Below are 25,970 nucleotides of genomic sequence, written 5' to 3' on the forward strand. Positions count from 1 at the left end.
GTAGGGATCATGCAGAAAATATGCTTAACTCATTTTAAATAAAAAAATTAAAAAAGCGAGAGAAAACTTGAAACCTTTAGGGACTGCAATCGTCAATAATAGTAGTAAATCAAAGGAGTACTAAAATGAAAAAAGTGGCTCTTACATCATTGATTGTAACTTTGCTCTTAGCTGGATGTAGCGAGATGGGAAAGTCTCCAGATAATATAAAGAAAAGGGATGACGAAGTTTCCAAAAATAAAAACACTTTAGTTGATGATCGGTCTGAACAAGGTGAACAAGATAAAAATAATCAATTGAATAATAACGATACAGCAAAGAAAAACGACAAAACAGATAATCAAACAAAAAATAGTGAAGGTGTTCCTGTAGTAGCTAACCCTACAGCGATAGCGGTTATGGTAAACAAATCAAATGCATTGCCAGACGGTTATCGTCCAAACGATTTAGTGCGACCAAAGGTGAAGTTTGTCTTTGGCGATCAGAAATTAGATAAGGCATTGATGCGTGCAGAAGCTGCAGCTTCACTTGAAAAAATGTTTAATCAAGCATCTTCACAAGGAATTCAGTTATATGCTGCTTCTGGTTTTCGTTCTTATGAAACACAGGATTATTTGTTTAAACAGGAAATTAAAAACGTCGGTCGCGAAAAAGCCGAGCTCGCCGTTGCAAAGCCAGGTACGAGCGAACATCAAACAGGATTAACGATGGATATTTCAGCACCAAGTGTCAACTATACATTGACACAAAACTTTGAGTCCAAAAATGAAGGAAAATGGTTAGCTGAACATGCACATGAATTTGGTTTTATTCTTCGTTATCCGAAAGGGAAAGAGGATATCACCAAATATCAATTTGAACCATGGCACTTTCGCTATGTTGGAAAAGAAATAGCAACTGAGATTTACAAAAAAGGCATCACATTAGAAGAATACTTTGATGGAAAACAAGGAATTTAATCCCGATATTCAATGCGCCCCCCGCATTTAATATAAATAAAAAATCCGTATTGCCTAATAAGGTAGTGCGGATTTTTCTTTTTTCTGAAAGAGAGTTGTTTTACTTTGAACACTAAATAATATTTTAAAACAGAGTGGATTGGAGCAGAAGGAGCTTGACTCCTGCGGGACATAGAGGAAAAGTCGAGACCCCACAGGCGCAGGAGCGCCGAGGAGGCTTGACTTCCTCCCCGCGGAAAGCAAGCTCCTGCAGCGGAAAGGAACGGTCAGTATTTATCCCCACGAACAACATACTTTATGAAAACAGCTAGTAAAAAAATATTGCAATTTAAGGACAATTCAATTAATATCTAATTAGATATACATCGAATTGAGGTTGATTCTTATGCAAATGAATAAAATTGTTGAATTCCATAAAGCGTTGGGAGACTTAACACGAGTGAGAATTATCGCCTTGTTACAGCAAGGTCCACTACACGGTCAAGCAATCGCTGGTAAGTTAGGGCTGAAGCCGCCTACAATTACACACCATATGGCAAAGCTCCGGGAAGTAGGACTCATAAGAGAGAGAAGAGATAAAAATACGATCTACTTTTCACTGAATGAAAAAATACTACAAGGAAGTGCAATGGCGATTTTATCAGTAGGTAAAGGGGGAGCAAACATGGAAATGTCCGTAACAGAAGAAGAAAGAGCAAGTATCATCAATAATTTCTTCACAAAAGATGGGAAACTAAAGAACATCCCGGCACAACGTAAGAAAAAGCTTGTCATTCTTGCGCATATCGTAAAAGAGTTAGAGTTTGGAAAAATATATCCTGAAAAAGAGATAAATGAGTTTCTAAAAAAATACCACGAAGACTATGCCACATTAAGAAGAGAATTAATTATGTGTCAGTTCATGTATCGTGAGAACAATCAATATGAAATGAACCCAACAGATTTATGGTGGCTGAGATAAAAAATATGGAGGTAGTTCCATATTTTTTTGCAAAACTAATTAGATATATATTTAATTAGATAGATTATAAAGTAGGTGAATGGAATGAATTTTTCACTTTTTAAAGCAGAACCTCAGTATCGAAAGTTGTTTGTTGCTGGGATTGTAAATGGGGTTGGTGACCGATTTAGTCAAGTGGCAATGCTTACAATGCTCCTTCAATTAACAGGATCTGGTTTTGCAGTAGGAGTGACGATGGCACTAAGATTACTGCCATTTTTAGCGTTCGGTCCGTTAGGGGGAAGGCTTGCTGATCGATTTTCAAGAAAAAGAATATTAATTATCACCGATCTTGTTAGGGTTATTTTTGCCTTATCCTTCCTGCTCGTAAATAGTAAGGACGATATTTGGATTATTTACATCGGTTCATTTGTATTATCAGCAGGGGAGGCCATTTATGCTCCGACTCGTAAGGCGACGATTCCACGGCTTATTAAAAAAGAACATCTTGTTAAAGTAAATGGGTTGGAACAGGTAATGATTGGTATCGTATTAATCGGTGGTGCATTTTCGGGCGGGGTGGTTTCTTATTTATTTGGCCCGAATATAAGTTTCATGTTTAATGGGGCATCTTTTTTAATTGCGGCATGGTTAATTTCGTCAATAGTTTTTCCTGAGGCATTGGGAGGAAAAAGGTCTCAAGGAGAATCAACAAACTTATCCATGCTTAAAAAAGTACTTTTGGCATCCGTTCCACTTCAAATTATTTTGCTAGGGGAATGCTTAATCCCATTAATTAATGGGATTGATAATGTTTTAATAAGCGTTTATGCAGTGAATATCTTTAAGCTTGGCGATATGGGGGTTGGCTTATTTTATGGAGCGCTAGGGATAGGTTTAGTATTCAGTTTTGTGATCGCCAATCGATTAAAAAGCAAATTACTGTTAATTGGATTTCTTTGCTTAATGTTAGAAGGGGTATCACTTGCCATGTTAAGTCAATCCAGTTATTTCATGCTTGCTTTGTTGTTCTTTTGTTGCACTGCCTTTATGTCGGGAATTGGAAATACATGCTTTGATACAGTCCTTATGCGAGAAGTCCCAGATAAACTTCAAGGAACGATATTTGGAATCATTGCAACGATTTCTAATACATTGTTAGGTATTTCAATGTTTTTGGCGGGAGTGGCATTAGAATTTATTTATCCACGTACTTTAGGACTTATTGGTGGTCTTTCTTTTATTATTATAGCGATCCTTCTTACGTGTGTGTTAACGATAAAAAAGTCCATATCAACCAGTTTGGAGGAAAAATCAAAGTGAATAGCGAACAAGATAATGATACGGCATTACATCTCATAGACAATAAAAGAAAATTATACACGAAATCATAGGGGGAACGAATCATGACGGACTTAATGAATATGACTGTTGAAGAAATATGGATGGATATTGAGAAATTAATGAAGGATAATCCGCAACCTTATAAGGATCTAAATGTGGTATACCAATTTGATTTATCTGGGGAAGATGGCGGTGTATTTCAGTTAGTTTTCTCTAACGAAACAGTACGCGTATTAAGGGAAGATTTTGAAGAGCCTTCGTGTACATTACAAATGAAAGTATCGGATTTTAAGAAATTTTTGCAAGGAAAAATGAACAGTACTGCCGCCTTTATGATGGGGAAAATTAAGGTTCAAGGAAGTGTCGGGCTTGCATTGAAATTAGAAGGACTGCTAGGACAATATGAATTCTAATATTACGATTCAATCGATTGTTGATTTGCCAGAAGCCGCGTCTTTTATAGCAGATTGTAACGGTGATCCATGTCAACATGTTGGTTATTGTGGAAGCAATCCAGAAGAAATTTTATATACACTGCAACACCATTTTTCTGATTTGCCTATACGGCAATCATTGATTGCTGCATATGATAATAAAGAATTAGTAGGTTTGTTAGGTTTAGATATTGATAAAGAGTTCATGGAAGCCGAAATTTGGGGTCCATTTATAAAGGGGAACGATTGGAATTCGATAGCAAATGAGTTATGGATGCACCTAATGGAGGAATTGCCAATCCAAATCAATCGCTTTAATGGCTTTTACAATACCGAGAACCATCACGCCGGAACTTTTATGCAACAGCACAATTTTGTCAAAGGAAACATTCATTTATTGTTGAGTGCCAATCAGTCTCAGGAAAAACCGATAAATGATATTCATCTGCTAGACCTACCTCCTGAGGAATACAACCAATTTATTACATTACATGACGAATTATTTCCTCATTCTTATTATGATGGAAAAGGGATTGTAAAAAGGTTAAATAATGTAAGAAAAGTTATTGTAGCTGTAGAAAAAGGATTGATTCAAGGTTATGTGTATTTTGAGGCAAACCCTATTTTCGGTGAAGGGTGCATAGAATTTATCGGAGTCTCACCTAATCATAGGAAAAAAGGAATTGGAAGAACACTAATAAAGGCGGCATTATATCAATTATTTACTAAATTTCGCATAAGTGAAATACAATTATGTGTAAGTGAAAAAAATTCAAGAGCTATAAATCTTTATACAAGTGCTGGATTTGTTGAAAAATATAAACTTATTTCTTATCGTAGCAATGAATAAAAAGATCCTCACTTACTTTAAGTATAGTGGGGTCATTTTTTTACATTATTGTCTTGGCGCATTTATTATATTCATACTGTTATTTTCCATAGTGAAAAATGGAGTTAAAATTGAATAAAGTGTTTATCCTAAAAGTGAAAGGGAGAAAACCTGAAAGGGGATAAGATTGTTTTGTTTATAAGATTCTCGATTATTTCGTTATGGATGTTTATTGATCCCTTTTATCATTTGATTAGAAGGTTAAAATATATTGGATTTATTCAAAACAAAAAGGCAATTTTTCGGGTAAAGCTAACAAAATATAAAGGAAAAACATTTTTATTAGCGGATGGAACAGAAATTAAAAAAAATGACTGTTTGTTGAAAATTCATTTACACAATGTCCGTGTGTTAAAAGAAGTGATGTCGATTAGCCATCCCGTCCAGCGTACTAGAATGATTTATAAAATGGTCGAACAATCCATGCCTTTATTAGCAAAATTTATTGAATCCCATCAAAGGAAAGAGGAGATTAAGGGGATTATCGGAATAACGATGTTAAACAAGGGTGTGAAGAAGCTGGGATTTGAGCTTATGTATCCGGAAAACAGATATTATATACATTTTAAACGACTCACGCAAACACCAATTTTTTTGATCTCCCATTCCACATTATCGATGAAGAAAATCAAAAATCAAAGACCAACTTACTTAGTTATGTCGAAGGAAAAACTATTTGAAAAATATTTAGGGGCTTAGGCCCTTTTTTTTATGTTTAAATAATGTCATATTTTCTGACATTAAATTTGAAAAAGTCAAAAAATAATCTTGACTTTGATGAAATTTCCTCTAAAATAATTAACAAATACATATTGTGTAACATTTTATAACATGAAATGTATTTATATATGACAATTATAGGAGGGGAAAGTATGGAAATGGTAATGAATACTGTTTGGGTTATGCTGGGAGCGATTTTGGTTATTCTTATGCAAGGTGGATTTATTTTATTGGAAAGTGGATCTACACGGATGAAAAATGCAGGACATATTGCTGGAAAAACAATCGTAACATTTGGGATTGGATCCCTTGTGTTTTGGGCTGTAGGTTATGCATTTATATTTGGCGAACATGCAAACTTCTTTGTTGGACTTTCTCATTTCTTCTACTCTGGCTACCAAATTGATGGTACAGATTTATCTTCATCGGTCTTCTTTCTCTTTCAATTAGCATTTGCAACAATCGCTTTAACGATCGCTTTTGGCGGGTTTGCTGAACGTGCTAAATTTTCCACATATGTTATTTTTTCAATATTATTTTCGGTTATTGTGTATCCTGTCGTTGCACATTGGATTTGGGGAGGCGGTTGGTTAGCCGAACACGGCAAACAAGATTTCGCGGGTTCAACTGTTGTTCATTTGACGGGTGCGATGGCGGCGTTAGCAGCAACTATATTATTAAAGCCTCGAATAGGTAAATACAATAAAGATGGTTCAGTGAACGCAATATATGGACATAATCAAGTCTTTACAGCATTAGGAGTCCTCATTTTATGGGTAGGTTGGTTTGGCTTTAATGCCGGTAGTACATTGTCAGTTGCTGATGGATTCTTCGGTTTTGTTGCCCTTAATACGAATCTTGCTGCAGGCGCAGGTGCGTTTGCTGCTCTTCTAATCTCATGGTTAGTACTAGGTAAATCAGATATAGGAATGATTTTAAATGGAGCTTTAGCAGGACTTGTTGCAATTACCGCATCGTGTGCATTTGTATCTGCTTGGGCTGCGGTAATCATTGGTTTTATCGCTGGGATTTTGGTTTTCTATAGCATGAGGTTTTTTGACAATAGGAAAATCGATGATCCGATTTATGCTTTATCTGTACATGGAACAGCAGGTGTTTGGGGCACGTTATCAACGGGATTTTTTGCAACAAAAGAACTTGCAACGGTAGGCTCACCAGGTCTGTTTTATGGAGGTGGCTTTCACCAACTTGGAGTACAGTTGACGGGAGTAGTGGTATCAGGTTTGTATGCGTTTATTGTGTCCTTTGTTATTTTATATGTGATGAAGAAGCTCATGAACGGCCTTCGAGTAACAGAAGAGGAAGAAATTATCGGTCTTGATTTAAGTGAACATGGTACTTATGGGTATCCGGAGCTAATTGCAAAAGAAAAAATTAGTTGAAGCAAATGGGGAAGGTTTGAATGAATCAAAAAATAGTCGTTGTACCGTTGGAGGGAGGGTATTGAAATTCCTCATGAATGAGCATCAATCATTAGTAAGCTGGAAAAATAATTATTTATTCAAGTATTTTTCTGATAATAGATCCCTAAATCTGTTCCATGATCAAGTGATGAAAAAAGCATTTCAACTATCTATTAATCAAATAGGTCCTCCTCCATGCTCGTTTTCTTGGTTTGTCATGGGGAGTTCCGGAAGGTCAGAACAGGGAATCTTTAGTGATCAAGACCATGGGCTCGTTTTCGAGGATAATGGTGAGAAAAATATGCTTTATTTTCGTCACCTAGGGAAGGAGCTGACAGATGAATTATATCGATTAGGCTATTCTTATTGTGAGGGAAAAGTGATGAGCTCAAATATTCTTTGGTGTAGGTCATATAAGGAGTGGGAAGAGCAAATCAACGGATGGATAGAGCAGGGAAGTTGGGAATCGATTCGAAATGCTACGATATTCTTTGATTCAAGGAATCTTGTGGGGAATGATGAATTTATTGAAGATTTAAAGAGGCAATTTCTTAACAAAATAGTTAGCAATCCAAAAGTTTTAGAACGCTTTTTTGAAAATATACGACATGTAAGAAATTCGGTAGGTCTATTTGGACAAATTTTTGTTGAAACAAAAGGGATCCATCAAGGAGAAATCGATTTAAAATCTATGGCATACCTTCCTTATGTGAATGCCATTCGCTATTTAGCGATAAAAGAAGGGGTGTATGAAACATCTACCATATTACGAATGAATGCTTTGTCTAAAATGACGAGATATGAGAAGGATATCCCTATTTACCAACGCTATTTTAAAAAATTATTAGCTTATCGATTATCACTTATTAATGAACGAACTTCTTGTCAAAGTATGAATTATATAAATGTAAAAAATATCGAGCGTGAGAAAAGAAAAGAGATAAAAGAAATTCTTCATCACGGTAAAAGACTGCATCGGTTCATTGAAACGATAGCGAAAGGCCTATAGGTGAATTATGGGTTTTGATTCAATGATTCGTTATATAAAGGAAAAGGGGTTAAATATCATTGAAGTGATGCAGGGCAGACAAAATGCTCAGCAGTTAGCATATGTTCGCCAGCTCCAAAGGGAAATAAATAATGACGAAAAGTTGTTTCTACCGTTACAACAATTACAATTTACTGTTTTTGATTTAGAGACTACTGGTTTTTATCCAGAGCAAGGGGATCAAATAATTTCATTAGGCGCACTCAAAGTGAGAGAAGGAAAAATCGTTGAGAATACGCAGTTTTACTCATTGATTTATACGAATCAAGATATCCCTCCTGAAATCGAACAATTAACAGGTATTAGGAAAAGTGATTTGACCACTGCACCTTCCTTATCGGAGGTGATCTATCAGTTTTATCAATTTGTAAAAGATGATCCTCTCATTGCTCATCATTCATATCATGAGAAAAACTTTCTCCAGCATGTGAATTGGAAGCTTTATCGTTCGTCGTTTAATCATAGATTGATTGATACGTCTTTTCTGCTTCAGATAGCTGAGCCGACAATTCGTATTGTGAAATTGGAAGAGTGGTGCAACTATGCAGGAATTCCGGTGGAAAACCGTCATCATGCATTAGGGGATGCAATACTTACTGCTCAATTATGGTGTAAATACATTGAAAAGGTTCAAAAACTAGGAGTTATATCATTAATGGATCTATATGAAGAAGTTGCGAAAAGAAAAAAATGAATCTGGCAAATTTCGCATAGAAAAAACGAATGAAATACTTATATGTCAATGGTTTAAAGATTTTTAATCAAACGTTTGATTAAAAAGATAAGTGTTGGATATTGGTGAGGAATAAGATTTATTGTTGAAAAAATCTTATTCCTTTTTCTTGTCAAAGTTATACTCAGCACAAGCAAGAAACAAAGCTAGTATAAGCTCGACCCAGGTAGGAATAGTAATACTACTCATCGATTCATCAACATAATGGAGGACAATCCAACTAATTAATATATCGAAAAACATTAAAACAATGAAATTTACTATATTACTGTTTACATAACTGATAATAAAACGAATAATTAACTTTGCAAAAACCTCTGCTATTAGGCAAATGAAAAAGAATTTTAAAATAAAGGAAATAAGTGCTTGATTTGAATCATATTGGACATTAAGTAAGCGGAAAAATCCTATTATCCCAAAAAAGTAAAGAGCTATGACAACTACTAATGCAAAAATAATTAAAAATCCGATAGATAGTATAGTAACCAGTTTTGAGGGGAAATTTAAATCTGAAAATTTTTCGTCATTATTCTTCATGAGTTCCTCCGAACATTATTCTTATATCAATAATATCAGAATTTTTACAATAAAATGCAAAAAACACCTAAATGATTAGGTGTTCTTAAGATAGTGGAAGCTACATGGCACTGGCAGCCTTCTCGATAATTGGAAGCGTTAAATGATGGATTGTGATTTCAGGACGGCTTCCAATACGAATATTAAGACCTGTTTGTCCTAATCCTTCGCTAATATAAAATGGCTTTCCATCGTGGGTTTGCAAGCCTTTAATCATATTCATTCGTACGAGTTTTCCCATTTTCAGAAGATGGTATGGCTTTGGCCAATATATTTGTCCTCCATGAAAATGGCCAGATAATAAATAATCAAAGTGAAAATTCTTCATTTTAAGCACAATATTTGGATCATGTGTTAAAACAAGATTATATCCGTGCATGAGTCCATGATAGGATTTATCAATTTTACTCCGCTTAGTACTAAAATCGTCAATCCCGATAATGTTTAAACGATTCCCGTTTATCGTTAGAACGTCATTCTCATTTTGCATCGTTTTACACCCATGATCTTCAAGCACTTTTTTTAATGTAAGAAAATTTGAATCCCGCAATACATAATCATGATTTCCAAATACGGCATATGTTCCGTATTTAGGATTAAGTTGGTTGAACACGTTTAAATAAGGAATCAGTTTTGGAATACTGCGCTTTCTATCTAAAAAATCACCAGTTAAAGCAATTAAATCAAATGATTGATCATTTAAACTTGCATAAAGCTTTTCTGGCGAAATGGAGAGATTTTCTAAATGTAGATCAGAGATTTGAAGTACTTTAATCGTTTGCCCATCTATCGTAGGGTGATTGACCGCTATATGATTTATCACGACATTTTGCGTGTTTTTATTTCCTTTATTAAAAATAATCATTAGAAAAGTAATGGCAATTATTGCGATTATCCAAATGTACAAACTATCCCCTCCTCACCTTTGATTATAATTGCTTAAAAGCAAGATTGTTAGCTGTAATTAATGGGAAAACGATTTCTAACTTGTTTTGCATAAGAAAAAAAAAAGTCCTGATTCTAAAGTCAGGACTTCTTTATATGTGTATTCAAATTAATCGCTAAAAAGCGGCCTTCATCATCTTTTGTTCGTTTAAAAATCGTTACTCCAACGTTGTCCTGAGCAATCATTCGATAATTTCGGAAAGGGATCTCAAGTGTGCCCGCAACAAAAAATCTAATGACCCAGCTGTGGGCTGTCACTAGAATCGTTCCTTCAGGATGCTGATTAACAACATCGTTTACAAATTCATTCACCCTCTGAAAAATTTCGAAAGCATTTTCACCTGTTTTCCCTGCTTTGGTAGAACCGGGATCCTTTAGCCATTGATCCCAATACTTTGGATCTTCAGCGATAAATTCTTCTAGCCTTTTGCCTTCCCATTCACCAAAATTTGCTTCAATGAGTCTTTCATCATTTTGTATAGGAACGAATTCCTCGTGGTTTAATAAAATGTATTCTCCCGTTTCACGTGCCCTGCATAATGGCGAGGAGTAAGCATCTGTAAATTGTACATCTTGCAATAATGTAGCTGCCATTTGAACTTGTTGTTTTCCAATATTTGAAAGCTTAATGTCAGTTCGTCCGCAATAACGATTTCCACTAGCATTCCATTCTGATTCTCCATGACGTACGAAATATATGATAGTCATTAGACCACCTCTTTTTAATAATATAGTTATTTAAGTATAACAAATCGGAATCTTTTTCAATAACTTAACAAAGAGTAACGCAATTGAAATATAAATGTAATATGATTGTGGCTCCTTTTGTCGAATAATGATGTTATAATAGCACCTGTGACAATAGACACGTATTTTTCTATTTATACATAATTAATAGAATAAATTTAAATTTTAATAGATTATGTTCGTATATTTATAAAGATCACGGGGGAAAAGAAAATGAGAAAGAGATTACTTACACTTGGTTTAGCGTCTGTAATTGGGACGAGCGCATTATTCTCTACCCAAAACGTTTTTGCATCCGAAAATGTAAATCAACAAATTCGTGCGAAAAAGCAAGAAATTTCCGATTTAAAACAAAATGAAATCAATATGCTTGCGGATATGAAACAAATCGATGCAAAAGTTGCACAGACTAATGCGGAAATGAACAAGACAAAGGCAGAAGTAGCAGATACAAAAAAAGAATCTGAACAATTAAAAGTAAAAATTGCAGATACAAAGAAAAGAATTGATGAACGTAATAAATTATTACAAAAACGTGCCCGTGCGATTCAAGAGAGCGGGAGTGTCGTAAGTTATTTAGATGTTTTACTAGAATCCGAAAGTTTCGGTGATTTCGTTGACCGCGCTATGGCGGTTTCTACCATCGTAAATGCTGATCAGAAGATTTTAGATGAACAGAAAAAAGATAAAGAATCACTTGAACAGTCCAAGAAAGAGCTTGCAAGTAAGCTAGAGAAAGTTCAGAAGGATTTAGATGATCTTAAAGATCTGAAAGAGGAATTACAATATCAAATTGATGATAAAAATAGTATTCTTGCAAAAATAAAAGAAGAACAAAAAAATGCATCAAGTGAATTAGGCAATCTTGAAGACCAGGCAGCTGCTGAAAAGGCTGCAGCAGAAAAGGCGGCACAGGAAAAAGCAGCAGCCGCTTCTACTTCTGAAACTACTTCAGGAACAAAAAGCAGCAGTTCATCAACTAATCATACGTCCACTTACACGGCGCCATCATCAACTGTAAAATTAGGCTCCGGAGGCATTGAAGCTGCGATAAGTGCAGGGTCATCTATTGTTGGTCGTTCTCCTTACAATTGGGGCGGCGGTCGTAGCAGCAGCGATATAGCAAGACGTTCATTTGATTGCTCTTCATTCGTTCGCTGGGCATATGCTGAAGGTGGAGTTAATCTAGGACCAGTTTCTGGAACAAATACGGATACACTAGTTGGACAAGGAAGGGCAGTAAGTTCTTCAGAAATGAAAAGAGGAGACTTAATCTTCTTTGATACGTATAAAACAAATGGTCATGTAGGAATTTATCTAGGAAATGGTCAATTCTTAAATGACAACAGTTCACACGGCGTATCAATTGATTCATTGAGCAACTCATACTGGAAAAAAGCATTCAAAGGTGTTGTACGACGCGTAGTTGAATAAAATAATAAGCAACCCCTAGCGAATACAGTATAAAATGTACCCTATAGAGTAGACACATAAAAAAGTCTACCTATAGGGTGCTTTTTTGTATAATTAATAAATACAACTAGAGAATTAACTTGGAGACGGGGAAATTATGAGTAAAAAGACTTTCACGGAGAAAGAGATCAAGCAGCTAAAAACCAATAAATACGTTAAATCTGTAAGTTCAAAGGGGATCACTTATACAGATGAATTTAAGCATATTTTTATTGAAGGAAAAGAGAAAGGAAAATTTGCTAGAGAAATATTTGAACAATGCGGTTTTGATGTAGAAATTTTGGGGACGAATAGAGTTAAGTCGGCGAGTAAAAGATGGCAGAAAGCCTACAAGGAGAATGGGATTATTGGTTTGCGCGACACTAGGGCAGAAAACTCAGGGCGGTTACTGAAAAGTGAACTTACCCTAGAGGAGAAAAATGCTCGCTTAGAAGCACAAATTAACTTACTGAAGGCGGAAAATGAACTATTAAAAAAGATACGATTTGCAGAAAGGGGGATGAGGAAATAGAGCTTCCCCCTAGCCAAAAGTATGTCCTCATTCATGCGGTGATTGAAAAATACCATTTAAAACATATGGTGAAATATCTATGTGAAATCGCTGGAGTTTCAAGAAGTGGGTACTATAATTACTTCTCGATAAGGTCACAAGAACAAAGAAAACAAAAAGATGAAAAGGATGAGGTTGTAAAGGAGATAATTTTAAAAGCCTTTAATTTTAAAAAGTAGTAAGAAAGGGGCACGTCAAATCAAAATGACCTTGGCGGGTCAATTTAATGTTGTCTACAATTTGAAACGTATTAGACGAATTATGAAGAAATACGGTATTCTTTGCCCCATCAGAAAGGCAAATCCGTATAGACGAATGATGAAGGCTACCAAAGAACATAGAGTGGTGCCAAACCTTTTAAACCGGGAATTTAAGCAAGGTATCCCATGCAAAGTTCTTCTAACTGATATTACTTATTTATTTTACGGTAATGGCAAAAGAGCTTATTTATCAACCATAAAGGATGGATCAACGGGTGAATTATTAGCCCATCATATGTCGGAACGGATGACTATTGATTTAGCCACAGACACCCTTAAAAAGCTAGAGAAGAACAGAAACTTTAAGAAATCGAAAGATGCCCTAATTCACTCAGACCAAGGAGTGCATTATACTCATCCGGTATTTCAAAAAGCAGTAAAGAAACTAGGTCTACGCCAATCTATGTCAAGAAGAGGAAACTGTTGGGACAACGCTCCTCAAGAATCTTTCTTTGGCCATCTTAAAGATGAAGCCTCTATTAAAGCATGTACAACTTTTGATGAAATAAGAAAAGAAATAAAACAATACATGATTTATTACAATCACTATAGATATCAATGGAATTTAAAAAAGATGACCCCTGTTCAATACAGAGATCATCTTCTTAAAACTGCCTAGGTCTTTTTTAAAATGTCCTTTACAAAGGGTACACTTTAGTATTCGCTAGGGGTTTTTTATACACTGACGTAGTGTTAAGTGAATCAAATTATCGTAGGAGAACTCGGATTCGGGAAGGAAAGACCAGGAATACATCGCTTTCGTGCACGAATCCGCAAGATACTAGAAGGAAAGGCCGTGAATACATTGCTTACGTGCACGAATCCGCGAGATTCGAGAAGGAAAGACTAGGAATACATTGCTTACGTGCACGAACCTACAAGATTCGAGAAGGAAAAGTCAAGAACTCATTGCATTAGTGTACGAAAGGACAATGACATAACCTTTTTACCCATCACTCAAAAATGGAAGAACTACTTTATTCGCCCACCTTAATACTCTCATCGGATATATGATAATATTTAACTGCAAAAAACACACGAGCTTACATTTGCTCGTGTGTTTTTTGCAGTTAATAACAATTATAAATCCTCACCAATAATCTTAACTTCTCGTTCCAATTCTACATTGAATTTTTCCTTCACAGTCTTTTGAACATATTTGATTAATGAAATATATTCTTCTGCAGTTGCATTGTCTTTGTTGACAATAAAACCGGCATGTTTTGTTGATACTTGCGCACCGCCAATTTGTTTTCCTTGAAGACCGCTATCTTGAATGAGTTTACCGGCAAAGTAACCCGGGGGTCTTTTAAAGACACTGCCACATGAAGGATACTCAAGTGGTTGTTTTGATTCCCGTTTAAATGTGAGATCATCCATAACCGCTTTAATTTCTTCATACTTTCCAGGTCTTAGCTTGAAAATAGCTTCAAGAACAATATCACCTTTTTCTGGAATATTGCTTGTACGGTAGCTAAGTTCTAGATCTTCTGCCGTTCGTTTTACGATTTCCCCATTACAATCGATAACAATTGCATGAGCCAATACGTCCTTAATTTCTCCGCCATAGGCGCCGGCATTCATAAATAAAGCCCCGCCTACAGTACCAGGGATTCCACAAGCAAATTCTAAACCAGTTAACTTTTCTTTTAAAGCATATTGTGAGGCATCGATGATGGCAGCTCCGCTTTGTGCCGTCAAGAAATTCTCCTCTACAGAAATATGATTGAAATTTTCAAGTAGAATAACAATGCCGCGGATTCCACCATCTTTAACAATTAAGTTGGAACCATTTCCTAATAAGGTGAAAGGGACATTCTCCTGCTTCGCAAATTTAACCACTGCCTGAACGTCTTCATATGTTGTCGGAGTAAGAAAGATATCTGCTTTGCCGCCAAGTTTTGTATACGTATGGTTTTTTAATAATTCATTCGTTTTAATATTATTTTTATCTATAATAGCAGATAATTTATTATAAATTTGAGTGTAATCAGTCATGTATATCATTCCTTTTGCAGAGATAATGATCTTTGATGAAAAAAAGTGGCCTTCATTTTAGCATATGCCTATATTTGTTTTAAAGTTATATACAATGAGAATAATTTTTGACAATATCCTTATCATAGTAATAAAAAGGGGAATAATCAACTGAAAAATGTAATTATAAATAATTGTAATAGTATTGTTGTTTTCGTAAATTGAAGAATATCTTGATAGAGATTAAATGACAGTTTTCGCATATAGAAGAACGTTGTAATCTTTATGTATAAATAGGTTAAGCATTTTTAATCAAACGTTTGATTAAAAAAATGAAGGGGCGAATATTGTCGCAATAAAGGAGATTTACTTTCTTCATCTTCGTTTCTTTCCTATTGAATAGCCGAGGAAAAATATAATAATATAGCTTACTAATCCCGCACATAAAATAGGATTTTTCTTGGTCATTTCAGTAAGCTGATTTACAGTAAAGAGAATTTTCTTTGCTAATAAACCTTCCGTATATAACTGATAAAGATAGACAAGGAAAAGAGCAATAAGGATTAAAAAAGTTACCCAAAAGATTCGAAGAAATGAAATTCCCTTTTTTGCTTTCATTTACGCACCTCATTAGGATTATTTATTGGATTATCCCTTTGGATTTCATCCATTTTAACGCTTCATTCTTGCTAAGATTTGCGAGATTGGTTGAATCAACAAAATCTATGACTTTCTGTGAATCTGTTTTAGAATACTCACGTAATGTCCAACCAATTGCCTTCTGGATAAAAAATTCTTTGGAATCTTTTAAACGTAAAATACTATCGAATAAAATGGAAACATCTGTTTCTTTCTTATATTTTAGTTGATATAATAAAATACTTCTTTGAAGCCAAAGATTATTTGAAGACAACCATTCTTCAACTATTTCAGGAATATGTTGAGGATATGTCTTCATATAATATCCGAATGCATTGGGAGCAATTGAATCAACAGAATCCCACCAAGATTTATTTGTGATGCAGTATTCGATTAATCCTATATCCTCTTCTTTTAACCACTTTTGATAGCGATTTAAAAAAAGAATAGCAATCGTTTGATATTCTCTTTCATCTTTTTTCCACAAGTGCGTAACAATTTCCTTTAATTCATCGGGGTGAATCGTATAATCAGTAATTAACTTTTTGAAAATACCTTTTACTACTGGTGCTCTTGCTCCGAAAAATTTGAAATGGTTTTTCATATACCTTTCCATTTGAATCGCTTCATCATTGTTAGCACTTTCCTTTATTAATTCTTCTATTATTTTAACAGGTAACAAAATAATCTCCCCTAGACATAATTAGTTTGTTACTATCATACAACTTTTACTAGTAAATTAAACTAGTGAAAAATTTTTCCGATATCAAGTCAAAATATTCTAACGATTATCCGTGCAATCGGTTACAATAGTAGATAGTACGATTGGCATAGAAAAGGGGAATCTTCAAATGAACCATGTATATTTGAAAGATGAACATGAAATATTTCGCCGTTCTTTCAGACGATTTCTTCAGAAAGAGTGTGTCCCTTACTATGGTGAGTGGGAAGAAAATCGGCTTGTTCCTCGCTCATTTTGGAGAAAAATGGGTGAACAAGGATTCCTTTGTCCCGATGTAGATGAGTCATATGGTGGGAATGGGGTGGATTGGGGCTTTTCGGTTATTATTAATGAGGAATTAGAAAGGGTTGGATCGAGCCTTGTTGGTATTGGTCTACATAATGATATTGTGATTCCTTATTTAACATCATATGGTACAGAGGAACAGAAGAGAAAGTGGCTGCCTACATGTGTGACAGGTGAAACGATAACAGCCATCGCAATGACAGAGCCCGGTTATGGGTCGGATTTGGCTAATATCCAAACGACCGCCATTTTAGATGGCGACCATTATCTATTAAATGGACAAAAGACATTTATTACAAACGGGATCCATGCTGATTTAGTCATCGTTGCATGTAAAACAAATCCACAGGCGGTTCCTCCCCATAAAGGAATGAGTCTTCTTGTAGTAGAAAGAAATACACCGGGATTTACAAGGGGCAGAAAGTTAAATAAAGTGGGCTTACATGCGCAAGACACCGCTGAGTTAATATTTGAGGATTGTCGTGTCCCGAAGGAAAATTTACTTGGGGAAGAAGGCAAGGGCTTTACGTATCTTATGGAAAAACTTCAGCAGGAACGCTTAATTGTCGCGATTGCTGCACAGGTGTCAACCGAAAGAATGTTAGAACTAACATTGGATTATGTGAAGTCTCGGAAAGCGTTTGGAAAAGCAATAAGTAAATTTCAAAACACCCAATTTAAACTGGTGGAAATGGCAACAGAGATTGAAATGGGGAGGACATTTTTAGACCAACTAATTTCTGAACACATTGAAGGAAAAGATATTGTTACGAAAGTATCAATGGCAAAATGGAAGTTGACCGAAATGGCAAGGGATGTTGCTACTCAATGTATGCAACTCCATGGGGGATATGGCTATATGGAGGAATATGAGATTGCGAGACGATATCGGGATATTCCCGTAGCAAGTATCTACGCCGGGACCAATGAAATTATGAAAACAATTATTGCGAAGAATCTTGGATTATAGTCGACTAAATTAATAGATAGGCAGATTTAACGTTTATATAAGTACAAAAAGTCCTCATTTAAGGGAGGAAGAGAAAGGAAGTAAATCATGCGAGAAGTCGTGATTGTTGAAGGGATTCGTACACCAATCGGAAGAAAAAAGGGAGACTTAAAGGATATTCGTCCCGATGACCTAGCGGCAGAAACATTAAAAGCTCTTATTAAACGAACGAAACTGGATTCATCCCTAATTGACGATGTCATTCTTGGATGTGTGACTCAATCCGGTGAACAAGCAGGTGATATTGCAAGGATTGCCGCTTTAATCGCCGGTTATCCATTAGAGGTTCCAGGTACAACAATTGATCGTCAATGCGGTTCAAGTCAGCAGGCAGTTCACTTTGCATCACAAGCGATACTTTCGGGTGACATGGAAGTTGTGGTTGCTGGTGGAGTTGAAAGCATGTCAAGGGTTCCGATTGCGTCTAACTATCAAGGGTCACCGTTTAGCGAAAAACTAACAAATAAATATGAAATGATCCACCAAGGACTGTCAGCAGAACGAATTGCAGAAAAATATGGTTTTACTAGAGAAGTTTTGGATCAATTCTCCTATGAAAGTCATCAAAAAGCATTAAATGCTCAATATGAAGGATATTTTCAAAGAGAAATTATACCGATAGAAAATGGCCAGGATTCAGTCATTATCCATGATTCAGGACCTAGAAAGGAAACATCTGTTGAAGTATTAATGAATTTAAAACCTGCATTCAAGGAGGATGGCATCATCCACGCTGGAAATGCAAGCCAAATTAGTGATGGAGCTGCAGCGCTGCTTTTAATGTCTCGTTCAAAAGCGGAGGAACTTGGATTGAAACCTCGTTTTAAAGTTCATACGCGTGTTGTTGTTGGTTCCGATCCAACACTTATGTTAACAGGACCTATCCCCGCAACGAAAAAAGTACTAAAAAAAGCGGGATTGACAATCGATGATATCGATGTGTTTGAAGTGAATGAAGCCTTTGCCTCTGTGCCGTTAGCATGGTTAAAAGAAACAGGAGCTAATCCGAAAAAGTTAAATCCGAATGGAGGGGCCATTGCGCTTGGCCATCCACTTGGTGCTAGTGGTGCAAGATTAATGGTAACAATGATGCATGAGCTTGAACGGACAGGTGGGCGCTACGGCTTGCAAACAATGTGTGAAGGATTTGGGATGGCCAATGCAACAATCATCGAAAGATTGGAGTGAGTTTGGTAACAGTTTAATAAGGCTACTTTTTAAAGGTTTATAGGAAAAACGTATATTTTCCCTCAGGATTATAGGATGAAAACATTTTATAAATACAGAGCCGCCGGAACTAGACAGGCTCACGGGTCACCCGCGGAAAGCGTAGTGTATTCAGACTGCGGATTTGATAACAACTATCCATACGAAGTAAATGAAAGAATTAGGGAGGTTCGTTTATGTCCACAACAATTGGAAAGCTTTTCGATTTAACTGTGAAAAAATATCCGAACAAAGAAGCCTTATTTGATGTGAGAAGAAACAGGAGATTTACGTATCAGGAATGGAGTGAACGCGTAAATCAACTAGCGAACGCCCTTATCCATGAGGGGGTTCGCAAAGGTGACCGTGTATCAACGTTTCTATTTAACAATGAAGAATTAGCAACAGCTGTTTTTGCTTGCGCCAAGATTGGGGCTGTAATTAATCCGATTAATTTTAGGTTGATGTCCGAAGAGGTAGCATATATTTTAGAAGATGCGAAACCTAAGGTAGTCCTTTTCGAACAGGCTTTAGCATCAACCATTACCTCCATTGAAAACCGTTATCCTCAAATTTCGTTTTGGTTTATTGATGATCAAACACCAACCTATGCTGCCGACTATCAGGAGAAAATTCAAGCTGAACCTACAACATTAGAAGACTTCCAAATAAAAGAATCGGATACTTACGCTATTATGTACACGAGTGGAACAACAGGCCGACCGAAAGGGGTAATCCATCGGCATCGGGAAGTTGTTGAACAAAGCCTTATTATTATAAGTGCAACGAAGTTACATGCAAATGATCATGGGCTAGTCACTGCACCGATGTTCCACTGTGCAGAACTGCACTGTGCACTCATTCCAAGAATTCATGTGGGAGCTAATAATACGATTCTCCACCAATTTAATGCATCTCAAGTTCTTCAACTAATTGAACAAGAAAAAATCACTAAGTTTTTTGCTGCGCCAACGATGTGGAATATGCTTTTACAAGAGGATCTCAAAAATCACAAATTAGACAGCTTAGTATTAGGACTTTACGGTGCAGCACCCATGGCACCAACTCTCGTTCATGCGTGTCACAAGAAATTAGGGATTTCACTAGTTCAAGCATATGGAATGACTGAAATGGGTCCGGCGATTTCATTTCTTTTAGAGAACGACCAATTAACAAAGGCGGGTTCTGCAGGACAAGCGTGTTTAAATCACGACATTCGTATTGTGAAACCGAATGAAAACGGACCTTCAGACCCAGATGATATCGTCCCGATAGGGGAAACTGGAGAAATCATTGTTCAAGGTCCATGCATGATGGGTGGTTATTTTGAACGTGATGAGGCAACAGAATATGCTTTATATAAGGGATGGTACCATTCAGGTGATATTGGTTACTTAGATGAAGATGGCTATTTGTGGGTGAAAGATCGTGTGGATGACATGGTTATTTCGGGTGGCGAAAATATTTATCCCCGCGAAGTGGAGGATGTTCTTTATGAACATTCCGGCGTGTTAGATGTAGCGGTTATTGGAAGGCCCGATGAGCATTGGGGAGAAATTGTGATTGCATTTGTAGTGAAAAAGGAACCGAATGTAACCGAAGCCGTCTTGGATGAATGGTGCAAAATGAGTGACCATCTCGCAAATTATAAGCGACCAAGAAAATATATATTTTGCGATGTCTTACCTAGAAATGCAAGCGGAAAAATTCAAAAGTTTTTATTGAGGGAACAGTTAAATGAGGAATCTCAAAACATCTGAGCAGTGCAATGATACTTGTAATCAAATTAAATATATAGATAAAGGGGAAATGTGAAATGATGCAGGTGCCATTAACAGTAGGTTCATTGTTAGAAAGGGCAGAAAAATTTTTTCCAAAGAAAGAAGTCGTTTCAAGAACTTTATCAGGGATTCATCGCTTTACGTATAAAGAAATCGGTAAACGGACACGTAGACTTGCCAATGCTTTAGAAACACTTGGAGTGAATAAAGGTGATCGGGTTGGAACATTAGCTTGGAATCACCATCGCCATTTAGAGATTTATTTTGCTGCACCCGGAATCGGAGCGGTATTACACACTATTAATCTACGACTTTCACCAGAACATATTTCCTATATAATTAATCATGCGGAAGACCAAGTTCTATTCATTGATGAGGATATTCTTCCACTTGTTGAAATGGTAAAAGACTCTCTTAAAACTGTGAAGGCATATATTATCATGACAGACCAAGAAAAATTACCAGCGACGACATTAGAACCAGTATATTCGTATGAAAGATTACTTGAGGCTGGTGACCCGGAACATTCCTTTCTACAAGATATTAATGAAAATGACCCTGCAGGAATGTGTTATACATCTGCTACGACTGGGAATCCGAAAGGGGTCGTATATTCACACCGGGGGATTGTATTACACAGCTATGCACTAGGATTAGCAGATACAACCGCGATGTCTGAAAAGGATATTTGTATGCCGGTTGTGCCAATGTTCCATGTTAATGCTTGGGGAATGCCTTTCGCTGCTACATGGTTTGGCTCTAAGCAAGTCTTACCGGGGCCTATGTTCACGCCAAAGCTGCTTGCTGAACTTATTGAAAGTGAAAAAGTTACTGTCACTGCCGGGGTGCCGACAATTTGGTTAGGATTATTAAATGAATTAGAACAGAATCGCTATGATACCTCTTCATTAAGAAGCATTCTTTGTGGTGGTTCGGCAGCTCCGATGGCCATGATTAAAGCGTTTGAGCAAAAATATAATATTCCATTTTCACATGCCTATGGGATGACGGAAACAACGCCACTAGCAACGATTTCTACACTAAAAAGCTATCAAGAGGATATAGAGGAAGAAGAGAAAATGAATATTCGCGCGAAGCAAGGTTTACTTGTACCCGGACTACAAATGAAAGTAATTGTAGGAGATAATGAAGTCAAATGGGACGGGAAAGAAATGGGTGAATTATTAATTAGGGGCCCATGGATTGCGGACGAATACTACAAGGATGAACGAACAAGTGAATCTTTTAAAGATGGCTGGCTATATACAGGTGATGTTGCTACTGTAGATGAAGAAGGAAATGTGAAATTAGTCGATCGGACAAAGGATTTAATAAAGAGCGGGGGAGAATGGATTTCTTCAGTTGACTTAGAAAATGCATTAATGGCACACGAGGCAGTATTTGAGGCAACGGTAGTCGGAGTACCACATCCCCAGTGGCAAGAGCGACCGATTGCATGTATCGTATTGAAAGATGCTTTTAAAGGCAAGGTAGAAAAACAAGAAATACTAGATTTCATTGCTCCGCAATTTGCGAAATGGTGGCTACCGGATGAAATATTACTTTTGGATGAAATTCCGAAAACATCGGTAGGAAAGTTTTTAAAAAGGGAATTAAGATCAAGGTTAAAGGATTACTTTGTTGAAATTTAATGATAAAAGATAACCGATACGTAGTGGCTACGTATCGGTTATCTTTTTTTGTTTCACAAAAAGAACAAAAACGTTCTATCAAAAGAACGAAATAGTAAGATATTCACAGTATTAACTAGAATAATAGAGAAAAGTAGGTATTTAGTAGGGAAAAAGATGGAATTCCGAGGTTTCCTTTCAAATAACTCCTAATTATAATGACATCATAAGGTTCTTTATAAAGAACAAACAAACGAACATAAAAGGAGGGCGGTGAAAAATTAGAAGAGTTTTTAAAACAATTATTATTAGTTTGATTTTTGTCAGTGTAGGTACTACTTACGCCTTATTGGACCCAGGTGAAAAGCTTGCCAATTGGTATGACCGTCAATTTAAGGAGAAGGTTGAAAGTCTTAGTGCATCATCAACGAACGGGCTGCTCCGTTCTTTAGAAAATTTTAAAAAGGAATTGAAAGATGTAACTAAGAATATTACAGAACAATTGGAAGAGTACAAAGGAACCAAGACAAAGGAAACAACGAACAGTATTAAGCAACACCAAGATCTTCAACTGCATCAGTTACATACTGTCACTGAAGAGATTAATATACAAAGCAAAGAACAAATGAAAACATACATCGAACAAAAGGTGCAAGACGAAACTAAACAGATTACAAAAAACATCGAAGATATTCTAGCAAACTTAACGAAGGAAGAATAAAAAATATTATATAAAAGGGAGCTAATAAAAATGATGAAAACAGTTAAAGGAAAAATCGTTACAGGAGTAGTAACACTAGGATTATTATCAGGAGTTGGCGCGGCATTTGCGAATACGGATGCGGGGGCACAGTTAAAAGCATGGTATGATAAACAATTTGGCTCCGCGGCTAGTACAATTGAATCTGCTGCAACTAAGCATGCAACTGATCAATTACCAGCATTAGAAAAGGAATATAATGCAATTAAAACTGGTACAGGCTCTGACATTAGTGATGCACAGACATTTCAAACAGACTTGGCAAATGGTGCGATAAATTCAGCGAAACAAAGTCATATCAATAAATTAAATGGTCAAAAAGATAAAATTGTGAAGGAAATGGATTCTGCTTTCGCTGGAATTGTAGCTTTTGCTCAAGCCCAAATTAATTCCGCCGGGAAGGCAGCTTATCAATATGCACAAACAGATCTAGGGAACTATACCGATGCAGAGGGCAAAAAGGCCATAACGGGGATGACAACAAAATTAAATACATCTAAAGACAAGGCAGTACAAGAATTAAAAGATGCAATTGCTGAAGCTAAGCTAGAAATTCAAAAACAATTAGATTTCTATACAGAAGATTCAACGACAAAAATCAATTTAGCTATTGATACAAAAATCAAAGAACTTCGTAGCTTAATCACCAAAAAAGCTGAAGAGCTACTCGAAGCACAAAAATCTCTAATTGCATCTAAAGCACAAGAACTTGAAAATGCAGCTAAAGCTGAATTGGATTCAGTTGTTGGTGGAATCTAATAAACTATCTCTCTATCAGAGTTCTACTTGGAACTCTGATAGAGGTTATATGAATGGAGGGAATGAACAATGATTACTCGAAAGGAAAAACATATTCCGAAAAAGGGGAAATTAAAACTTCTAATTGGAGTTCTTTTTTTAAGCCTGATGATAGGCAGTAGTATTAGCGTCGCATTTGCGGATCAAGATATTCCGACACTATTAACTAACTGGTTTAATAAAAAAGGATCGGAATCGATTACTTCGATTGAACAGGCGATTATGTCGGAGAAAGAGACACAAAAGGAACGTTTAAAAGAAGAATTGCAAGTAGAATTAAGAAGATCCCAACAGGCATTAACCGACTATGCTTTGCAAGAAAGAAAAGATCGAATCTCAGAAATTAGAGCATATACCGATCAATTAATTTCTACGATTCATATAGATAATCAACAAGAAAAGGAAGCAATTAGTGAGAAACTGAAAACGATTATGAACGGTGCGATACAAGAAATGAATGGTGTAACTTCAGAAAAGCAAACAGCAAATCCGGACGATTCCAGCAAAACAGATAAAAAGGTAAAGGACGATTCATCTACTTCTGAAGAGAATAAATCAAATGTAGAAGAAGGAGAACAACCTTAATGGCGAAATTGTATGGAGCAAAATTGCCTCAATTGGAGGTAGATGTACATAAATCATCACAAACAACGAAAAAAGGCTGGGTTAGCTGGATTCGATTCATAATTATATTAGCCCTTCTCTATTTTCTTACTCATTTTGTATTTGCAGTCAAAATAGTGAATGGACACTCGATGAATCCTACGCTTAAAGATCATGGCATTTTCATAGTGAGCAAGATTTTTTTTCAACCTGAAAGAGGGGACATTGTTGTTGTGAAAGATCCCGATGGATTCGATATCGTAAAGCGAATTATTGGAATGCCTCATGACAAGGTACAAATTATTGATGGCGTAGTTTATTTGAATAAGCAGCCATTGAATGAACCATATATACAAGGGGTGCCTGATAATATGGCAGAGGTAATTGTAGGCGAAGGAAAATACTTCATTATGGGAGATAATCGAACGCCAGGTGAAAGTTTAGATAGCCGCGACCCGAGCATCAGCACTATCTCAGAAATGAATATTGTTGGAGAAAAAATGTTCTAAGTACGAAAACCAACTGTTTCTTAAGAAATAGTTGGTTTTCTATTTGTTTTACAATTTTTTAAGTGATATTGCTTCCCGCATTTTTTGCAGTGATTCTTTCCCTAAATTATCTTGCTTCGCCATTACATTTACATAAAGTGCATCAATTATACTTAATTGGGCGATACGAGAGGATAATGCCTCCGATCGATAGTCTGTTTCTTGAGAAGCTGTAAAAAGCGGAATATCAACTTTTTGGCTTAATGGCGATTTTGCAAAATTTGTGATTCCGATTGTTTTTGCACCATTCTTTTTAGCGATATCTAGAACTTCCATCATGTCTTTATTAGAACCTGAGTGGGAAATAAGAATCACCACGTCTTGATCGGTTAATTGCGAAGCAGACATAATTTGAAAGTGTGAATCGGTATATGCCACTGTTTGAATGCCGGTACGTAAAAATTTATGATGGGCATCCATAGCGATGACTCCAGAACCGCCGTTTCCATAAAATTCAATCTTCCTTGCGCCAATTATTAGTTCAATTGCTTCTGCAAAACGGTTTTCATTAAAAATATGAAGGGTATCCTCTAATGTTCGGATATTCGCTTTGAATACTTTTTCAGCAATTTCCTTTTCGTTATCATCCTCTTGAATCGTTTCGTGAATATTTTTAATCGGTGCAACAACTTCTGATGCCAAAGCAATTTTCATTGATTGAAAGCCATTAAACCCTATCCGTTTGCAAAAACGAAAAACGGTTGCATCCGCTACAAATAAATCATCGGAGAGTTGATTAATCGTTGAATGAATAATTTTTTCAGGATGTTCTAATATATAATCGGCTATTATTTTTTCCTTTTCACTAAATTGTGGATACATCGTGCGAATCCTTGGTAAGCAAGGGAATTTTTGAATTTGTGTTCCCATTTATATTTCACCTTTCTAAGCTGTCTTTTCTCCTATTGTAATATATGTGAAAGAGGAAATGTAAACGGTTTCGAATTTT

25 protein-coding genes and 1 pseudogene are annotated in these 25,970 nt (G+C 36.2%); 19 read left to right on the plus strand and 7 right to left on the minus strand.

What is annotated here, in order from left to right; translation table 11 throughout:
* Positions 1-125 precede the first annotated feature (125 nt).
* From I5776_RS01940 to I5776_RS01980, 9 genes are all read left to right on the plus strand, one after another.
* Positions 126-959, plus strand: coding sequence for a M15 family metallopeptidase (locus I5776_RS01940; RefSeq protein ID WP_202778733.1), 834 nt, complete (start codon positions 126-128; stop codon positions 957-959).
* A 385-nt stretch (positions 960-1,344) separates the two neighbouring features.
* A complete protein-coding gene (locus tag I5776_RS01945) occupies positions 1,345-1,920 on the plus strand; it encodes a DUF2087 domain-containing protein (protein ID WP_202778734.1) in 576 nt (191 codons plus the stop codon).
* 84 nt (positions 1,921-2,004) lie between these two features.
* Positions 2,005-3,222, plus strand: coding sequence for an MFS transporter (locus I5776_RS01950; protein WP_202778735.1), 1,218 nt, complete (start codon positions 2,005-2,007; stop codon positions 3,220-3,222).
* Positions 3,223-3,305: 83 nt separating this feature from the next.
* Positions 3,306-3,656 carry an SCP2 sterol-binding domain-containing protein gene (locus I5776_RS01955; protein WP_202778736.1) on the plus strand — a complete coding sequence of 117 codons (351 nt, stop codon included), beginning with the start codon at positions 3,306-3,308 and terminating at the stop codon, positions 3,654-3,656.
* Entirely contained in the window at positions 3,646-4,527 is an 882-nt protein-coding gene (locus I5776_RS01960) for a GNAT family N-acetyltransferase (RefSeq protein WP_202778737.1), read from the plus strand. Before I5776_RS01955 ends, I5776_RS01960 begins: the two co-directional genes overlap by 11 nt.
* A 171-nt stretch (positions 4,528-4,698) precedes the next feature.
* Positions 4,699-5,265: a YkoP family protein gene (locus tag I5776_RS01965; protein WP_244913519.1), complete on the plus strand. Its 567-nt coding sequence runs from the start codon at positions 4,699-4,701 to the stop codon at positions 5,263-5,265.
* Between the two features lie 173 nt (positions 5,266-5,438).
* Positions 5,439-6,689: an ammonium transporter gene (locus tag I5776_RS01970; RefSeq protein WP_066232196.1), complete on the plus strand. Its 1,251-nt coding sequence runs from the start codon at positions 5,439-5,441 to the stop codon at positions 6,687-6,689.
* On the plus strand, positions 6,667-7,719 hold the full coding sequence (locus I5776_RS01975) for a DUF294 nucleotidyltransferase-like domain-containing protein (RefSeq protein ID WP_246483879.1): 1,053 nt from the start codon (positions 6,667-6,669) through the stop codon (positions 7,717-7,719). Before I5776_RS01970 ends, I5776_RS01975 begins: the two co-directional genes overlap by 23 nt.
* Positions 7,720-7,741: 22 nt before the next feature.
* Entirely contained in the window at positions 7,742-8,452 is a 711-nt protein-coding gene (locus I5776_RS01980; protein ID WP_246483880.1) for an exonuclease domain-containing protein, read from the plus strand.
* 135 nt (positions 8,453-8,587) lie between these two features.
* Here the strand turns inward: I5776_RS01980 and I5776_RS01985 are convergent, their stop codons facing one another.
* From I5776_RS01985 to I5776_RS01995, 3 genes are all read right to left on the minus strand, one after another.
* Entirely contained in the window at positions 8,588-9,028 is a 441-nt protein-coding gene (locus tag I5776_RS01985) for a YrvL family regulatory protein (protein WP_066232188.1), read from the minus strand.
* A 100-nt stretch (positions 9,029-9,128) separates the two neighbouring features.
* The gene (locus I5776_RS01990; protein ID WP_202780636.1) at positions 9,129-9,932 is read right to left on the minus strand and encodes a metallophosphoesterase; all 804 of its coding nucleotides are present in this window, start codon (positions 9,930-9,932) and stop codon (positions 9,129-9,131) included.
* Between the two features lie 161 nt (positions 9,933-10,093).
* Complete coding sequence (locus I5776_RS01995) at positions 10,094-10,720, minus strand: histidine phosphatase family protein (protein ID WP_202778739.1); 627 nt, start codon at positions 10,718-10,720, stop codon at positions 10,094-10,096.
* Between the two features lie 252 nt (positions 10,721-10,972).
* On the opposite strand from I5776_RS01995, the gene I5776_RS02000 reads away from it, so the two are divergent.
* Positions 10,973-12,193 (plus strand): C40 family peptidase, encoded by a 1,221-nt coding sequence (locus tag I5776_RS02000; protein ID WP_066232182.1) that lies wholly within the window; start codon positions 10,973-10,975, stop codon positions 12,191-12,193.
* Positions 12,194-12,329: 136 nt separating this feature from the next.
* Positions 12,330-13,661, plus strand: a pseudogene (locus I5776_RS02005) (IS3 family transposase).
* A gap of 461 nt (positions 13,662-14,122) precedes the next feature.
* Here I5776_RS02005 and murB read toward each other — a convergent pair.
* The 3 genes from murB to I5776_RS02020 form a co-directional block, all read right to left on the minus strand.
* Complete coding sequence (gene murB, locus I5776_RS02010) at positions 14,123-15,040, minus strand: UDP-N-acetylmuramate dehydrogenase (RefSeq protein ID WP_202778740.1); 918 nt, start codon at positions 15,038-15,040, stop codon at positions 14,123-14,125.
* Between the two features lie 354 nt (positions 15,041-15,394).
* Complete coding sequence (locus I5776_RS02015; RefSeq protein WP_202778741.1) at positions 15,395-15,637, minus strand: hypothetical protein; 243 nt, start codon at positions 15,635-15,637, stop codon at positions 15,395-15,397.
* A 22-nt stretch (positions 15,638-15,659) separates the two neighbouring features.
* Positions 15,660-16,340, minus strand: coding sequence for a DNA alkylation repair protein (locus I5776_RS02020; protein ID WP_202778742.1), 681 nt, complete (start codon positions 16,338-16,340; stop codon positions 15,660-15,662).
* Positions 16,341-16,509: 169 nt separating this feature from the next.
* Between I5776_RS02020 and I5776_RS02025 the strand changes: the two genes are divergently transcribed.
* From I5776_RS02025 to lepB, 8 genes are all read left to right on the plus strand, one after another.
* Positions 16,510-17,655 carry an acyl-CoA dehydrogenase family protein gene (locus I5776_RS02025; protein ID WP_202778743.1) on the plus strand — a complete coding sequence of 382 codons (1,146 nt, stop codon included), beginning with the start codon at positions 16,510-16,512 and terminating at the stop codon, positions 17,653-17,655.
* 87 nt (positions 17,656-17,742) lie between these two features.
* Entirely contained in the window at positions 17,743-18,882 is a 1,140-nt protein-coding gene (locus I5776_RS02030) for a thiolase family protein (protein ID WP_202778744.1), read from the plus strand.
* A 215-nt stretch (positions 18,883-19,097) separates the two neighbouring features.
* Positions 19,098-20,660, plus strand: coding sequence for a fatty acid--CoA ligase (locus I5776_RS02035; RefSeq protein WP_202778745.1), 1,563 nt, complete (start codon positions 19,098-19,100; stop codon positions 20,658-20,660).
* A 56-nt stretch (positions 20,661-20,716) separates the two neighbouring features.
* Positions 20,717-22,333, plus strand: coding sequence for a long-chain fatty acid--CoA ligase (locus I5776_RS02040; protein ID WP_202778746.1), 1,617 nt, complete (start codon positions 20,717-20,719; stop codon positions 22,331-22,333).
* A gap of 292 nt (positions 22,334-22,625) precedes the next feature.
* The gene (locus I5776_RS02045) at positions 22,626-23,033 is read left to right on the plus strand and encodes a hypothetical protein (RefSeq protein ID WP_202778747.1); all 408 of its coding nucleotides are present in this window, start codon (positions 22,626-22,628) and stop codon (positions 23,031-23,033) included.
* Positions 23,034-23,063: 30 nt separating this feature from the next.
* Positions 23,064-23,831: a hypothetical protein gene (locus I5776_RS02050; RefSeq protein ID WP_202778748.1), complete on the plus strand. Its 768-nt coding sequence runs from the start codon at positions 23,064-23,066 to the stop codon at positions 23,829-23,831.
* 69 nt (positions 23,832-23,900) lie between these two features.
* Positions 23,901-24,455, plus strand: coding sequence for a hypothetical protein (locus tag I5776_RS02055; protein WP_202778749.1), 555 nt, complete (start codon positions 23,901-23,903; stop codon positions 24,453-24,455).
* The gene (lepB, locus tag I5776_RS02060; protein WP_202778750.1) at positions 24,455-24,982 is read left to right on the plus strand and encodes a signal peptidase I; all 528 of its coding nucleotides are present in this window, start codon (positions 24,455-24,457) and stop codon (positions 24,980-24,982) included. The genes I5776_RS02055 and lepB overlap by 1 nt, the downstream gene beginning before the upstream one ends.
* A 48-nt stretch (positions 24,983-25,030) precedes the next feature.
* Here lepB and I5776_RS02065 read toward each other — a convergent pair whose 3' ends face one another.
* Positions 25,031-25,891 carry a MurR/RpiR family transcriptional regulator gene (locus I5776_RS02065; RefSeq protein WP_202778751.1) on the minus strand — a complete coding sequence of 287 codons (861 nt, stop codon included), beginning with the start codon at positions 25,889-25,891 and terminating at the stop codon, positions 25,031-25,033.
* Between the last annotated feature and the right edge of the window lie 79 nt (positions 25,892-25,970).

The organism is Heyndrickxia vini (assembly GCF_016772275.1).
Taxonomy (GTDB): domain Bacteria; phylum Bacillota; class Bacilli; order Bacillales; family Bacillaceae_C; genus Heyndrickxia; species Heyndrickxia vini.

Bases quoted from the DNA above. Each gene is read 5' to 3' on its own strand.
- I5776_RS02050 (WP_202778748.1), top strand. From the start codon at position 23,064: ATGATGAAAACAGTTAAAGGAAAAATCGTTACAGGAGTAGTAACACTA.
- I5776_RS01980 (WP_246483880.1), top strand. From the start codon at position 7,742: ATGATTCGTTATATAAAGGAAAAGGGGTTAAATATCATTGAAGTGATG.
- I5776_RS02030 (WP_202778744.1), top strand. From the start codon at position 17,743: ATGCGAGAAGTCGTGATTGTTGAAGGGATTCGTACACCAATCGGAAGA.
- I5776_RS01985 (WP_066232188.1), bottom strand. From the start codon at position 9,028: ATGAAGAATAATGACGAAAAATTTTCAGATTTAAATTTCCCCTCAAAA.
- I5776_RS01940 (WP_202778733.1), top strand. From the start codon at position 126: ATGAAAAAAGTGGCTCTTACATCATTGATTGTAACTTTGCTCTTAGCT.
- I5776_RS02000 (WP_066232182.1), top strand. From the start codon at position 10,973: ATGAGAAAGAGATTACTTACACTTGGTTTAGCGTCTGTAATTGGGACG.
- I5776_RS01960 (WP_202778737.1), top strand. From the start codon at position 3,646: ATGAATTCTAATATTACGATTCAATCGATTGTTGATTTGCCAGAAGCC.
- murB (WP_202778740.1), bottom strand. From the start codon at position 15,040: ATGACTGATTACACTCAAATTTATAATAAATTATCTGCTATTATAGAT.
- I5776_RS02015 (WP_202778741.1), bottom strand. From the start codon at position 15,637: ATGAAAGCAAAAAAGGGAATTTCATTTCTTCGAATCTTTTGGGTAACT.
- I5776_RS01950 (WP_202778735.1), top strand. From the start codon at position 2,005: ATGAATTTTTCACTTTTTAAAGCAGAACCTCAGTATCGAAAGTTGTTT.
- I5776_RS02065 (WP_202778751.1), bottom strand. From the start codon at position 25,891: ATGGGAACACAAATTCAAAAATTCCCTTGCTTACCAAGGATTCGCACG.
- I5776_RS01990 (WP_202780636.1), bottom strand. From the start codon at position 9,932: ATGATTATTTTTAATAAAGGAAATAAAAACACGCAAAATGTCGTGATA.
- I5776_RS02040 (WP_202778746.1), top strand. From the start codon at position 20,717: ATGATGCAGGTGCCATTAACAGTAGGTTCATTGTTAGAAAGGGCAGAA.
- lepB (WP_202778750.1), top strand. From the start codon at position 24,455: ATGGCGAAATTGTATGGAGCAAAATTGCCTCAATTGGAGGTAGATGTA.
- I5776_RS02035 (WP_202778745.1), top strand. From the start codon at position 19,098: ATGTCCACAACAATTGGAAAGCTTTTCGATTTAACTGTGAAAAAATAT.
- I5776_RS02025 (WP_202778743.1), top strand. From the start codon at position 16,510: ATGAACCATGTATATTTGAAAGATGAACATGAAATATTTCGCCGTTCT.
- I5776_RS01955 (WP_202778736.1), top strand. From the start codon at position 3,306: ATGACGGACTTAATGAATATGACTGTTGAAGAAATATGGATGGATATT.
- I5776_RS01995 (WP_202778739.1), bottom strand. From the start codon at position 10,720: ATGACTATCATATATTTCGTACGTCATGGAGAATCAGAATGGAATGCT.
- I5776_RS01945 (WP_202778734.1), top strand. From the start codon at position 1,345: ATGCAAATGAATAAAATTGTTGAATTCCATAAAGCGTTGGGAGACTTA.
- I5776_RS02055 (WP_202778749.1), top strand. From the start codon at position 23,901: ATGATTACTCGAAAGGAAAAACATATTCCGAAAAAGGGGAAATTAAAA.
- I5776_RS01970 (WP_066232196.1), top strand. From the start codon at position 5,439: ATGGAAATGGTAATGAATACTGTTTGGGTTATGCTGGGAGCGATTTTG.